At 74.6% G+C, this 13,277-nt stretch carries 9 protein-coding genes and 1 pseudogene; 4 read left to right on the top strand and 6 right to left on the bottom strand.

Translation table 11 applies throughout. The features are described 5' to 3' along the window. Nucleotides 1–361: 361 nt before the first annotated feature. The 4 genes from POF43_RS02810 to POF43_RS02825 form a co-directional block, all read right to left on the bottom strand. Complete coding sequence (locus POF43_RS02810; RefSeq protein ID WP_271316465.1) at nt 362–2,038, bottom strand: glycoside hydrolase family 13 protein; 1,677 nt, start codon at nt 2,036–2,038, stop codon at nt 362–364. A gap of 536 nt (nt 2,039–2,574) precedes the next feature. Further along, on the bottom strand, nt 2,575–4,536 hold the full coding sequence (locus tag POF43_RS02815) for a hypothetical protein (RefSeq protein ID WP_271322860.1): 1,962 nt from the start codon (nt 4,534–4,536) through the stop codon (nt 2,575–2,577). A gap of 127 nt (nt 4,537–4,663) precedes the next feature. Then, nucleotides 4,664–5,491, bottom strand: a complete 828-nt coding sequence (locus POF43_RS02820; protein ID WP_271317554.1) for a hypothetical protein — start codon at nt 5,489–5,491, stop codon at nt 4,664–4,666. After that, nucleotides 5,481–6,437: a hypothetical protein gene (locus POF43_RS02825; RefSeq protein WP_271322861.1), complete on the bottom strand. Its 957-nt coding sequence runs from the start codon at nt 6,435–6,437 to the stop codon at nt 5,481–5,483. The genes POF43_RS02820 and POF43_RS02825 overlap by 11 nt, the downstream gene beginning before the upstream one ends. A gap of 662 nt (nt 6,438–7,099) precedes the next feature. On the opposite strand from POF43_RS02825, the gene POF43_RS02830 reads away from it, so the two are divergent. Next, the gene (locus POF43_RS02830; RefSeq protein ID WP_271318008.1) at nt 7,100–7,546 is read left to right on the top strand and encodes an SPW repeat protein; all 447 of its coding nucleotides are present in this window, start codon (nt 7,100–7,102) and stop codon (nt 7,544–7,546) included. A 121-nt stretch (nt 7,547–7,667) separates the two neighbouring features. On the opposite strand, the gene POF43_RS02835 is transcribed toward POF43_RS02830, so the two are convergent. Both POF43_RS02835 and POF43_RS02840 read right to left on the bottom strand, forming a co-directional pair. Next, nucleotides 7,668–8,162: a DUF2000 domain-containing protein gene (locus POF43_RS02835; protein WP_271322862.1), complete on the bottom strand. Its 495-nt coding sequence runs from the start codon at nt 8,160–8,162 to the stop codon at nt 7,668–7,670. A gap of 178 nt (nt 8,163–8,340) precedes the next feature. Beyond that, nucleotides 8,341–9,312: an NADP-dependent oxidoreductase gene (locus POF43_RS02840; RefSeq protein ID WP_271318006.1), complete on the bottom strand. Its 972-nt coding sequence runs from the start codon at nt 9,310–9,312 to the stop codon at nt 8,341–8,343. 300 nt (nt 9,313–9,612) lie between these two features. Between POF43_RS02840 and paaI the strand changes: the two are divergent. The 3 genes and pseudogenes from paaI to POF43_RS02855 form a co-directional block, all read left to right on the top strand. Continuing rightward, nucleotides 9,613–9,996: pseudogene (paaI, locus tag POF43_RS02845) on the top strand (hydroxyphenylacetyl-CoA thioesterase PaaI); the annotation flags it as partial. Between the two features lie 215 nt (nt 9,997–10,211). Beyond that, entirely contained in the window at nt 10,212–11,534 is a 1,323-nt protein-coding gene (paaK, locus tag POF43_RS02850) for a phenylacetate--CoA ligase PaaK (protein WP_271322863.1), read from the top strand. Between the two features lie 761 nt (nt 11,535–12,295). Further along, on the top strand, nt 12,296–13,159 hold the full coding sequence (locus tag POF43_RS02855; RefSeq protein WP_271318097.1) for a carbohydrate ABC transporter permease: 864 nt from the start codon (nt 12,296–12,298) through the stop codon (nt 13,157–13,159). Nucleotides 13,160–13,277: the final 118 nt, after the last annotated feature.

The raw sequence follows: 13,277 nt of genomic DNA on the forward strand, positions 1-13,277 counted from the left end.
AAGCCGTTGTGGGGACCTCGGAAGTTGCCGGTTGAACTAAAATTTCAACCGGGAAAATTCACCCCAAAGCGTCACGTAATGACTCCGCAGGCCGTGTCACCCGTCTGCGGTAACGGCTCCGGGCGATCGCGAACGGACCGGCGCCCCCGAACAGCCGACGCGCACGGGGGATTCGGCCGAACGAGTGACATCAGCGACGCGATGTTTGGGAACGTCCGCCCCCGGTACGAAGGCGGACGTACCCGGCCACTCCGCGACGGCCCCGGTCACCCCGTGACGGCGCGGGCCACCCCGCGACGGCCCCGGGCCACCCCGCGACTCCGCGGGGCGGACCGCGACGGCGCGGGTCGGACCGCGCGGGTCACACCGCCCACCACGCCCCGGTGTCGGCCGGCAGCGTCACCTCGGCCTCGTCGGGGTCCACCGCCAGCGGACCGCTGGCCAGCAGCAGCCGGCCGTACGACGGCAGCACGGCCGGCGTCCCACCCACGTTGACCGCGCAGACCACCGACCCGCCGTCCGCGTCGCGGCGGAAGGCCAGCACGCCCGCCGGGGCGTCCAGCCAGGTCACCGACTCGCCCGCGCCGAGCGCCGGCTCCGCGCGCCGCACCGCCAGCGCCGAGCGGTAGAACTCCAGCGTGGAATCCGGGTCCCCGGTCTGCGCCGCGACGCTGAGCTTGGCCCAGCTCTCCGGCTGCGGCAGCCAGCTCGGCCCGTCCCCGGCCGGCCCGAAGCCGTACGGCGCCCGCTCGCCCGACCACGGCAGCGGCACCCGGCAGCCGTCCCGCAGCCCGCTCTGGCCGTCGCCGCGGAAGAACGCCGGGTCCTGCCGCACCCCGGCCGGCAGCTCCGTCACCTCCGGCAGCCCCAGCTCCTCGCCCTGGTAGACGTACACCGACCCCGGCAGCCCCAGCATCAGCAGCGTCGCCGCCCGGGCCCGCGGCACCGCGACCGCCGCGTCCCCGCCGGACAGCCGCGTGCTGTGCCGCACCACGTCGTGGTTGGACAGCACCCACGTCGCCGGCGCGCCGACCGCGGCCATCGCCTCCAGCGAGTCGGTGATCACCGTGCGCAGCGCGTCCGCGTCCCAGTCGGTCGTCAGGTACGAGAAGTTGAACGCCTGGTGCAGCTCGCCGGGGCGCAGGTAACGGGCGCTGCGCGCCACCGTCGAGGTCCACGCCTCGGCCACCCCGATCCGTTCACCCGGGTAGGAGTCCAGGATCGCGCGCCAGTCGTGGTAGATCTCGTGCACGCCGTCCTGGTCGAAGAACGGCAGCTCGCGGTTGTCCAGCAACTGCACCTCGGTACGGCCGCCGACGTCGGGCAGGCCGGGCGCCTTGACCATGCCGTGGGCGACGTCGATGCGGAACCCGTCCACCCCGAGGTCGAGCCAGAAGCGCAGGACGGAGCGGAACTCCTCGCGGACCGTCTCGTGCTGCCAGTCGAAGTCCGGCTGCTGCGGCGCGAACAGGTGCAGGTACCACTCGCCCGGCGTGCCGTCCGGCTCGGTGACCCGGTCCCACGCCGAGCCGCCGAACACCGACTGCCAGTCGTTCGGCGGCAGTTCACCGTCGTCGCCCTGGCCCGGCCGGAAGTGGAACCGCTCGCGCATCGGCGACCCCGGCCCCTCGCGCAGCGCCTGCTGGAACCACTCGTGCTGGTCCGAGCAGTGGTTGGGCACCAGGTCGACGATCACCCGCAGGCCCAGACCGTGCGCCTCGTCGAGCAGCTCGCGGGCGTCGTCCAGCGTGCCGAACACCGGGTCGACCCGCCGGTAGTCCGCCACGTCGTAGCCGGCGTCGGCCTGCGGCGAGGCGTAGAACGGCGACAGCCACACCGCGTCCACCCCGAGCCGCCTCAGGTACGGCAGACGCTCACGGATGCCGGGCAGGTCGCCGATGCCGTCACCGTCGGAGTCGGCGAAACTGCGCGGGTAGACCTGGTAGATGACCGCGCCGCGCCACCACTCCTCACGTTGCGTCGCGGCGGCGGACCGGTCGGCCGATTGCGGGACAACGGCGGAGGTCTGGCTGGTCATGGCGTCCTAACGATCTTCGGAACAGGTGGTGCCGGCATACGTCGGATGCCGCGGCCGCCCGTCGCCAGGGGCGCACCCCCGCACGGACCGGTGCCGCCGCACCAGCTCGAAAGCCTACGGTCGCACCTCGCCCGAGGTCACCCCCCGCAGGGCCCGCACCCCTCCCGCAGCACCCGCCACCACCGCCTCACGACCGGTCAGGGCCCCCACATCACCGCTGTCACCTGCCGGTTGGCCCCCGCAGGCCGACCGCGGGGTCGTCCTGCGGCAACCGCTCCCGGGGGCTCGTACGCGGGCGCGTTCACCCCGTGGTCACGCACCGTGCACGCGCCCCCCACCGGCCGGGGCACATCGCGGGGAGGCGGGGTCGGCACCGCCGGTCGGCGGGCGGTCCGCCGGCGATCGGGCGCGGGCGGACCCGGCGGTGATCGCGTGGGGCGATCCCGCCGGCGCCGTTGGTCATTTCAGCGCGGCCGGGGGCGTTCCGGCGCCGAGCAGTGCGGCGCCGCCGAGCAGCGCGGCGGGGGAGCCGTCGGTCACTTCAGCGCTGCCAGGGCCGTCCCGTCCGTCAGGCGTGCGCTGAGCGTCGCCTTGCTGCCGGAAGCGGCCGGCACGATCGCGGTGCGGCCCGGTGCCGCGTACCGCAGGCCGCCGCTCACCGCCAGCGACGCCACCTCCGGGCTGCCGGCCGCCACCAGGAACCAGCGTCCGGCCGGCGACTTCCACAGCACCCCGGACAGCACGGCCGGCGTCATCGGGCCGCACGCGGCGGTGGACGTGGTCGCCGCGGAGACTGCGGCCGGCGCGGCGGGCGCCGAGCCCGGCGGCAGGAACTGCACCAGCACGTGGTCGTCGCCCGACCACAGATCCGCCCGCGTGCACAGCCACCGCGCGACCCCCGCGCCGTCCGGCAGCGTCTGCTGCGCGAAGTCCCAGGCCCCGGTGGTCCGCACCCCGGTACCGCGCAGCACCGCCAGCTCGCACGAGGAGTGCGCCCACGCCGCCAGCCCCGCCGCGCCGGACGCCTCACCCTGCCGGGCACCGGCGCCCGCCGCGTACGTCAGGTGGACCGGCGTCAGGTCGCCGAGGTCGGTCAGCACCATCGGGTGCCCGCCCGGCACGCCCGGCCGCGGGGCCAGGACGACGGCCGGCCAGCCGGCGGCCGGCGCCGAGGCGGCCTGGGCGCCGCACCCGGCGTCGGCGGCCGGGGTCGGCACCGGGTCGGTGACACCGTCGGACCCGGTACGCACCGGCTGCGCGGCGGTGCCGGGCGTCAGCAGGTTGCGCAGCGAGACGCCGGCCACCCAGGGCGCGGTCAAGTAGCGGGCGTTGCCGTCGGAACGGTCCAGCAGCACCGCGGAGGCCGACGCGCCGGTCGCCCCGTCGGCGCGCGCGAAGTCCAGCGCCACCGGGCCGGTGCCGGACAGCGGTTCGGCGTACCGCACCAGCCGCACGCCGTCGTAGAACAGCACGACGGCCGCGCCGTCCACGTCGCCGGCGAACAGCAGCCGCGGCGGCTCGGCCGGCGGTGTACGCACCGTTCCGACGCTCGCCGACACGCGTACCGCGCGGCCCGGCGCCCCCCAGGTAGTCAGCGCCCGCCCGAGCAGCGCGGCGTCCGACGTACGGGCGCCGCGGGCCGGCCAGGCGGCGAACCCCAGCCGGTCCGACCGCCGCCACGCCGTCGCCGAGCCGCGCAGCACCGACGCCGGGTCCAGCACGGATGCCGCCGGCGATCCCGGCGACCCCGCCGCGCCCGTACCCGCGCCGCCGCCTCCCGGCGCCGCGAGCAGCGTGACCGCCACCGCCAGCGCCGCCGCGGTGGCCACCGCGGCCCGGACGTGCTGCCGGCGCCGCAGCAGGTCCGGGGGGCCGGCGAGCAGGACGCACGGGTCGAACTCGCCGGACGCCAGCAGCCGCGCGTCCGTGCCGCGCGCCGCCTCGACGGCGTCGCGCACCGCCCGCCGCGGCGCCTCCACGCCGGCGTCCGCCAGCACTTCCGCCGCGACGTCCTGCGCCAGACGGTCGACCCCCAGCAGCGCGAAGGCCGCCCGCGCCGGTGCCGTCAGGTCCGACAGCGCCCGCTCCAGGGCGAGTTCCCCGGCGCCGCCGGACCGCGGGAACAGCCGCAGGCCCACCGCCAGCGGCGGCAGCGGTACCGCGTCGGCCACCCGCCCCGCCGGGCGGCGCCACCCGTCACGCGCCCGCCCGTGCTCCAGCGCGCCGCGCACCGCGGCGGTGCGCACCAGCGCGTACGCCGGCGGGGCACCGGCCGGGTTCGCCGGGCCCCGCGTACGGCGGCGCGGCAGCGCGCGCTGCACCACCCGGTGCGCCAGCATCACCCTGCGGTGGCGGCTCAGGGTCGCCGGAAGGGTGACGTAGGCGATCCTCACCAGGCGCGCGTAATGCTCGACGAGGGCCGCCTCGGCCTCGTCGACCTCGACCTGACCGGCTCGCCGGGTGCCGCCGTTCGCGCGCGGGGGCGTCTGCGTATCCACATCCCGCCCAACGAGCCGTCGGAGCGATGGTCACCGCGCCGGCGCCCGTTTCTCCCCGCGCCGGCACGCCGCGCCGGTCGCGGGCGCCCGCCGGGCCCTCGCCGTCGCCCGTCACGACACCGTGCCGTCAACCGCCGTTGACCCGGCGCACCATGCGCGCGCAGTACGGCACGCCGATGACCACCGTCACGCCCAGCAGCGCCAGCGTCGCCCAGCCGCTCGGGCCGCGCAGCGCGATCCACGCCCAGCCGGCCCACGCCGCGACCAGCGCCACCACCGGTACCAGGCCGCCGATCAGCACCATGGTGAGGGCACACGCCCCCAGCAGGAGTACCGCGGCGAGTTCCAGCGGGACGATCACCGGCACCCGCGCGTTCTGCTGCGCGACGCACAACGGGATCAGCGTCAGCAGCGGCAGGCACGCCAGCTCCTGTACGCCGGGCGGTACCGGGCGCAGCCCGAGCAGGGACGGCAGCAGGCCGGCGTGTTCGCCGGCCTCGCCCCACACCGCGCGCGGTCCGCGCCACCGGGCCAGCGCGTCGAGCACCGCCAGCGGTACGGCCACCAGCAGTGCCGCCGCCCACCACGGCATCATCGTGCCGTAATACGCACCGCGTTCGCCCTGTACACGGGAGAGCAGCACCACCGCGCCGACGCTCAGCACCACGACCAGCGCCGCCACGACGACCAGCGCCAGCCACGACAGCAGGCACCCGCGCAGGGCCGCCGACCCCGCCGGCGGGCGCCGGTACGACGCGATGGAGACCGGCGAAGGGGTCTCACGGAACGGCAGCAGCCCGGCCCGCGCCAGCGGCACCATCTCCGCCAGCCGCCGCGGCCCGTCCCGGCGGCGGGCGAACCTCGCCACGTAACGCGAGTCGTAGCCGAACTCCCCCAGGATCGCCGCCTCGTCGGCCGACAGGCCGGCGGACGTCGCGCCCTCGTCACGCGTCACCGCGGGTCCCCCTCCTCCTGCGGTCCGCCGCCGCCATGACGACCACGCTGAGCGGCGCGATCACCAGCAGGGCGCCGGCCGCCCCGGCCACGCTGCCGGTCTCGGCCAGGTTCAGGTCCGCCGCGGTACCCAGGTGCGGGGCGAACCACCCCGCCGGGTCGGTCATCACCGTCGTGCGGCTGCCCACGTCGTGCTGCGCGCATCCGGCGTCGTTGGTGGCGACCCGCCGCACCAACCCGTCGGCGTACCGCACCTGGCACACCGGTACGTCGCCGCCGCGTTCCCGGTAGTGCGCGGGCGGGACCACCGTCACGTGCTCCGGTACGCCGCGGACCGCCAGGTACCAGTCGCTGACGCTGAACGAGGCGACGACCATCAGCACCGAGAACGCCAGCGCCACCAGGCCGGCCGCCGGGCTCTGACCGCGGGTCTCCGGCACCTTGAGGAACAAGATCGTCAGTCCGAAGATCAGATAGATGATGCCGACGAGGAACGCGGCACCGCCGATCAGCGCGCTGATCCCCATGCACAGCGCCACCCCGGCGAGCGCCCCGGCCACCACCAGCAGCCACGCCGTCGCCACCCGCCGCCCGGTCGCCGGGGGCTGCGGCCGGTCCGGCAGCACCTCCGGGTACGCCACGAGCGCCGGGGGCGCCACCAGGGCGCGCACGAACGCCAGGCCCTCCGGAATCGCGCACATCCGCCGCAGTACGTCGAGGTCGAGATGACGGGCCGCGAGCGCCGCCCGGTTGTCCTCGCCCAGCGCGTCCAGCAGCTGATCCATCGCGGAGGCGTCCAGCGGCACCACGTCCAGCGGACCGGGCGCCGGGGCGGTCAGCAGGGCGCGTACCCGCCGCTCGCCCTCCTCGGTCGCCGCCAGCTCCCGCAGCTCGCGCGGGCTCAGCCCGGCGCCGCGCTCCAGCAGGACGGCACGCTCCGCCGGCATGGCCGCGATCAGCCGTCCGACCGGGCGGTCGCCCCGGCCGCTCCTCCCGCGCCGGCCATCGTTCCGCTCGCGCACGCTCAGGCTCCGCACTGTCGGTCGTTCCCTGTGTCCCCGGTCCGATCCTGGCAGGCGGCCCGCCACCCGCCCCCATGGGGTCCCACGGGAACGGTCCGGGCGGCCGGACAAGGCGGCCGCGGGGGGATGGCAGGGCCGGGGTCGGGGTCGGGGCTGCGGAGTGGCGGCGCTGCGGAGCCGGGGAGCCGGGAGCGGCCGGCCGGGCCGGGACGGCGTGCGTGGGGGAGCGCGGCCGGACCGTCGGCGGGTGGGCGAAATCGCCAGGTCGGGGGGCACGTCCCGGCGCGGGACCTGACGGTCGACCTCCGCCGCCGGCCAACGTCGCGGAGCCCGGCGCCGGTTGGCGTGGGTCCCGGCGGTCCGAGGCGCCGCACGGCGGGGGCCGGTCAGCGGGTGATCCGCGGACGGGGAACAGCTGGCAGCCTCGAACAGGTTATCGGACCTTTTTGGCGGGTATTTCCGTTATGGCAAGGAGAAGGCACAATGGACTGTGCGGTCCCTGTTGCCGCGTGAGGTCGGATCACGGCTGTGCGCGGTGGCGCCGGATCGCGCACGTCACGGAGCGCACAGCGAAGGAGATGAGACGTATGGGCGGCGATGTCTCGCACCACGCGAGCGATCTTTCCAGCCACCCCGACGCATCCGAGATGCGGGCGCGGTACGCCCGGGTGGAGGCGGGCCGGGGTGAAGTGGCTGTCGACGGGCTGGTGGTGATGGCCGGTCTGTACGCCGCCATCTCGCCGTGGGTCGTCCACTTCTCCGGGGCCCGCAACGACCTGATGATCAACAACCTGATCCTCGGGCTCGCGGTGGCGCTGATCGGCGTCGGGATGAGCATGGCACCGCAGCGCATGCGGGGCATGTCCCTCGCGGCGACCGGCGTGGGGATCTGGCTGATCGTCTCGCCCTGGGTGGTCACCCGCTTCCCGGACACCGGAATGATCTGGAACAACGTGATCATCGGCGCCGTCATATGCCTTCTGGGGCTCGCCGCGACGCTCGCCATCCGGCGCGGGAAGCACTCCACCCGCTAGCCGGTGCCGCACGGCGACAGGCCCCTGATGACGTGAACGACGCGACAGGGGCCTGCCGGTGTGCGGCCGCCGGTCTCGAGAGCCCGGGCCGGCGGACGGCCGGTGGCGTCGACGGCCGTGGCTACGGCAGGAGTTCGAGCCGCTTGACCAGCTTGCCGACCTTGTTGCGCGGTCCGACCACGCTGATGGCGCGCACCTGGAGGTCGGCGGCCCCGGTGCCGGCGAGCCCGGCGAGGTAGTCGTCGTAGACCAGGGTGCGCTGGGCGAGCACGGGCATGTCGGCGACCAGGACGCCGTCGCTGGCGGCGGCCTTCTCGCGGACCTCGGCGAGTTCGCCGGGGTCGGCGGCGAGGACGCTGCACCCCGCCCACGGCAGGCCGGGGTGCAGGTGGCCGGCGGCGTCGGGGCCGGCCGGGCCGATGAGGTTGGCCACGGCCTGCCCGGTGCTGGCGGCGACGCAGGCGACCGCGTTGGCCAGTTGGCCGGCCGGCACGGTCCGGTCGACCACGATGACCCACTTCAGCCGGGCGGACCGCGTCGGCTGGTCGGTGATCACCTCGTCGGGGGCGAATCCGACCCCGGGCGTCCGCGTCGTATCAGAGCTGGACGATTCCACTGCTGGCCTCTCGTTCGTACGGAATTACCGGCCAACGCTAGGCGGTCAGGTGGTGTTGCTGCTCGATTGCCGTACGAAATTCGGTACGTGACGTGCCGCCGGGTGACTCGTCGAACCCCGTGCGGCGATCCGCCCCGCCCGCCGCACGCCGCATGCGCCGGCGGGCGGGGCGGGGACGTCAGCCGGCCACCCGCAGGACCAGCTTGCCGCGGGTGCGGCCCTGCTCGCCGCGGCGGTGGGCCTCGGCGGCCTCGGCGAGCGGCAGCACGTCGTCGACGCCGACGACGGCCCTGCCGCCGTCGATCAGGCCGGCGATCGCGGTGAGCGCGGCGCCGTCCGGCTCGACCAGGAAGCCGGTGGCCCGCAGGCCGCGCGTCCTGGCCAGGTCGAGCAGGTCCCCGGAGACGCCGGAGGGCACCGCGACGAGCGTGCCGCCGGGCCGCAGCACGTCCAGCGAGCGGGTGCTGGTGCGGTCGTGGCCGTCGCCGACCAGGTCGATCACCACGTCGACGTCCTTGACGGCGTCCTCGAAACGGGTCGTGGTGTAGTCGATCACCTCCTCGGCGCCCAGTTCGCGCACCCAGTCGTGCTTGGCGGCCCGCGCGGTACCGGTGACGTGGGCGCCCAGGTGCCGGGCGAACTGCACGGCGAAGTGCCCGACGCCGCCGGCCGCCGCGTGCACCAGCACCCGCTGCCCCGGCTGGACCCGGGCGGCGTCGGTCAGCGCCTGCCAGGCGGTCAGCGCGGCCAGCGGCACCCCGGCGGCCCGCACGTGGTCGACGGAGGCCGGCTTGCGGGCGAACTGCCGCGACGGCGCGGTCACGAACTCGGCGTAGGCGCCGGCCTGCCGGGGGAACCACGGCATCCCGTACACCTCGTCGCCGACCGCCACGCCGGTCACCCCGAAGCCGACGCGCTCGACGACGCCGGAGACGTCCCAGCCGAGGATGAACGGCGGCTCGCCCAGCACGCCGGCCATGCCGCCGCCCTCCCGGGTCTTCCAGTCCACCGGGTTGACGCCGGCCGCGTGCACCCGGACCTCCACCTCGGTGGGCAGCGGGTCGGGACGCGGCACGTCGGCGAGCCGCAGCACCTCGGGGCCGCCGAGGGTGTCCTGGGTGATGGCGCGCATGGTGGGGGTGGTGGTCATGGCTCTCTCCTCGTCGCGGGGCCGTCGTGCCGACGGCACCGGGAAGGGGCACGCCGACGCACTGAAGCTACCCGTCTCGCCCTAGTAACCCGCAAGGTCTCCTAGTTCCCCATGGGAAGTAACGACGTCAGGGCGGGTTTCCGCGCGTCGTCGGGCGTTCCGCGTCAACCTGGAGGTCGGTCGATTACCTCTGGGGATGTCTTGACAGCGAGTGCGGGTACTGGATTACTTGATCTCGTCGCGGGTGACCGAATGATCGGTCGGTTCGCTGCCGCGGCTCGGCGTACGAGGTGGTGCGACATGGCAGGACCGGCGCAGGAGATGTTCGCCGCGGACCGTGCGTCCCGGGGGCTCGGGATCGAGCTGCTCGCGGCCGGCGACGGCGCCGCGACGGTCCGGATGACGGTGGCCGACACGATGGTCAACGGCCACGGCATCGCTCACGGCGGCTTCCTGTTCCTGCTCGCCGACTCCGCGTTCGCCTGCGCCTGCAACAGCCACGGACCCGTCACCGTCGCGGCCGGCGCCGCCATCGACTTCCTCACTCCCGCCCGGCTCGGCGACACCCTCACCGCCACCGCCGCCGAACGCGGCAGGTCCGGCCGCAGCGGCATCTACGACGTCACCGTCCGGCGCGGCGACGAGGTCGTCGCCGAGTTCCGCGGCCGCAGCCGCGCCCTGCGCCCGACCCCGCCGGCCGCCGGGACTTCCGGGGACGGGGTGGACGCCGGCTCTTCGGGGGACGAGGTGATCGCGGCCGGTGCCGTGCCCGAACCGCCCGGCGCGGAGTCCGCCGCCCCCGGCGCCGCACCCGAAGCCTCCGGTGCGGCGCCCCTCACCCCGGACAGCCCCGCGTCCGCCGAACCCGCCGATCCCGCCGGCTCGGACGGAGTCGCGTCGTGAGCGCCGGGCGCCGGCTGGGCGACGGGCCGCCGCGGGAACTGCTGGACGCGGGGGAGCGGCTGACCCGCGAGGAGCTGCTCGACCTCCAACTGCGCCGTTTGCAGGCCACGTTGCGGCACGCGTACGACCACTCGCCGATGTACCGCCGCAAGTTCGACGACGCCGGCGTCCGGCCCGAGGACTGCCGGAGCCTGGCCGACCTCGCGCACTTCCCGTTCACCACCAAGGCCGACCTGCGCGAGTACTACCCGTTCGGCGCGTTCGCCGTGCCGACGTCCCAGGTGCGGCGGGTGCACGCGTCGTCCGGCACCACCGGGCGCCCCACGGTGGTCGGTTACACCGAGGGCGACATCTCCCGCTGGTCCGACCTGGTGGCCCGCTCCATCCGCGCGGCCGGCGGCCGGGCCGGGCAGAGGGTGCACGTCGGTTACGGCTACGGGCTGTTCACCGGCGGCCTCGGCGCGCACTACGGCGCCGAACGGGCCGGCTGCCTGGTCGTCCCGGCCTCCGGCGGCATGACCGCCCGCCAGGTCCAGCTGATCCAGGACTTCGAGCCCGACATCATCATGGTCACCCCCTCGTACATGCTCACCCTGCTCGACGAGTTCGACCGGCAGGGCGTCGACCCGCGCACGTCCTCGCTGCGCACCGGGATCTTCGGCGCCGAGCCGTGGACCGAGGCGATGCGCCAGGAACTGGAGACCCGGGCCGGGCTGCACGCGGTCGACATCTACGGACTGTCGGAGGTCATGGGGCCCGGCGTCGCGTCGGAGTGCGTGGAGACCAAGGACGGACCGCACCTGTGGGAGGACCACTTCTACCCGGAGACCGTCGACCCGTTCAGCGGTGGGGCGGTGGCCGACGGGGACAGCGGCGAACTGGTCATCACCTCGCTGACCAAGGAGGCGATGCCGGTCGTCCGGTACCGCACCCGGGACCTGACGCGGCTGCTGCCCGGCACCGCCCGGCCGGCGTTCCGCCGCATCGAGAAGATCACCGGCCGCAGTGACGACATGATCATCCTGCGCGGGGTCAACCTCTTCCCCACCCAGATCGAGGAGATCGTGCTGCGCACCCCCGCCGTCGCGCCGCACTTCACGCTCCATCTCACCCGCCCGGCCCGGCTCGACCAGCTCGCGGTGCACGTCGAGGCCCGCCCCGGCGCCACCCCCGACGACCGCGACCGCGCCGCCACCGCCATCGCCGCCGAGATCAAGGACCGGATAGGCGTCTCCGCGGACGTCCTGGTCGTCGATCCCGAGACGCTGGAACGCTCCGTCGGCAAGATCCGCCGCGTCATCGACTCCCGCGAGGCGTAAGGGCGTTCCCGTCCCGGCACGTCAGAGCCGGTGGCTCCGCCGGCCACGCCACCGTCGGGCCACGCCACCGTCGGGCCACGTCACCGTCCGGCCGCGTCACCGCCGTCGACCACGCCCCCGTCCGTCAGTCGCGGTGCCGCCCAGCGACCGCACCGCCGCGTCGACCGGCCGCACCGGCCAGGCACCGCACCGTCGCGTCAACCTGCCGCGTCAGCCACGCCATCGTCCGCCAACCACGCCAACCCCCGTCAGCCACGGCGCCGTCCAGCCGCCGCACCCTGCCGTCGACCGGCCGCACCGTCCAGCCGCCGCACCGCCGACCGCACCCCACCAACCCCCACCGCCACTTGGTCAACACCTCTCCAAGCGCGGGTTAACGGCCGTTCAAGAGGAGTCGGCGAGAGGGAGGCGATGAGAGTGCGCCCAGCCTTTCAGAATTTCATATGATCATGATCAACCGCCAGCATGTCATGCAAAGTTGTTCGGATGGTTGCCTGGCTGATATCTACGCGCGTTTAGCTGTTCGCGGCCGATCCGCCGGACGGTCCCCGGGGGAAGGGAACGATGGGTTCCGCCCTCCAAGCGATCTGGGTCCGACAGCAGTTGAGCGTGGGGTGTCGAGAACGATGTCACAAGGAGCCGCTGCCGCGGCCACGTCGGGCCGGCCGGCCGAGGCGGACGGGACCGGCCCGGGCGGCCGCGTGCCCCGCACGGGCGGTCCGGCCCCGGGGCGCCGGATAGCGCGGCTCCGGCAGAGCCGGATGGGCTGGCTGTACACCGCGCCCGCGCTGATCATCTTCGCGGTGTTCACCATCGTGCCGACCGCGTACACCGTGTACGTCAGCTTCTTCCGGTGGAACAGCCTCAACACCTCGATGTCGCAGTTCATCGGGCTGGGCAACTACCGCAACCTGTTCGCCGGCGACTCGCCGTCGTTCCTGTCGAGCACCTGGCACTCGCTGTACTTCACCGGCGGCATGGTCATCGGCGGCACGGTGATCTCGCTGGCCCTGGCGCTGCTGGTGCAGGGCGGCGGACGGCTGATCACCGCCTCCCGGGTGGCCATCTTCGCGCCGTACGCGACACCGGTGGTGGCCACCTCGATCGCCTGGATCTTCATCTTCAACCCGCAGTTCGGCCTGATCGACACCGTGCTCAAGGCACTGCACCTGGGCAACCCGCAGTGGTTCCAGTCGCCTTCGCTGGCCATGCCGGCCATCATCATCTACAGCCTGTGGCACGAGGTGGGCTTCACGATGATGCTCTTCCTCGGCGGGCTGGCGGTCATCTCCCCCGAGATGGGCGAGGCGGCCCGGGTGGACGGCGCCAACGCCTGGCAGGAGTTCTGGCACATCACCTGGCCGCAGCTGCGCCCGGTGACGGTCTTCGTGGTGATCATCACCAGCATCATGTCGCTCCAGGCGTTCACCCAGTTCTACGAGATGACCCGCGGCGGACCGGTCTACGCGACCACCACGTTGAGCTACCTCGTCTACCAGGAGGGGTTCGCCGTCATCGGCCACACCGGCTACGGCGCCTCGCTGGCCCTGGTCCTGTTCCTGGTGATCGCCGCCTTCACCCTGCTGCAACGGCGTACGACCAGCAGCATCGCCGACACCACCTGACCGCCCGGCCCCCGCCCCGCCGCCGTTGCCCGCCCCGACGCCGCCTCCGCCACCCGCCCCCGCGCCGCCGAAGAGCACCTCCGCCCCCGCCACCCGCCCCGCCGCCGAAAAGCACCCC

This window comes from Streptantibioticus silvisoli (assembly GCF_027947535.2).
Classification (GTDB): domain Bacteria; phylum Actinomycetota; class Actinomycetes; order Streptomycetales; family Streptomycetaceae; genus Streptantibioticus_C; species Streptantibioticus_C silvisoli.

Bases quoted from the DNA above. Each gene is read 5' to 3' on its own strand.
- POF43_RS02840 (WP_271318006.1), bottom strand. From the start codon at position 9,312: ATGACCACCACCCCCACCATGCGCGCCATCACCCAGGACACCCTCGGC.
- POF43_RS02810 (WP_271316465.1), bottom strand. From the start codon at position 2,038: ATGACCAGCCAGACCTCCGCCGTTGTCCCGCAATCGGCCGACCGGTCC.
- POF43_RS02830 (WP_271318008.1), top strand. From the start codon at position 7,100: ATGGGCGGCGATGTCTCGCACCACGCGAGCGATCTTTCCAGCCACCCC.
- POF43_RS02825 (WP_271322861.1), bottom strand. From the start codon at position 6,437: ATGCCGGCGGAGCGTGCCGTCCTGCTGGAGCGCGGCGCCGGGCTGAGC.
- POF43_RS02855 (WP_271318097.1), top strand. From the start codon at position 12,296: ATGGGCTGGCTGTACACCGCGCCCGCGCTGATCATCTTCGCGGTGTTC.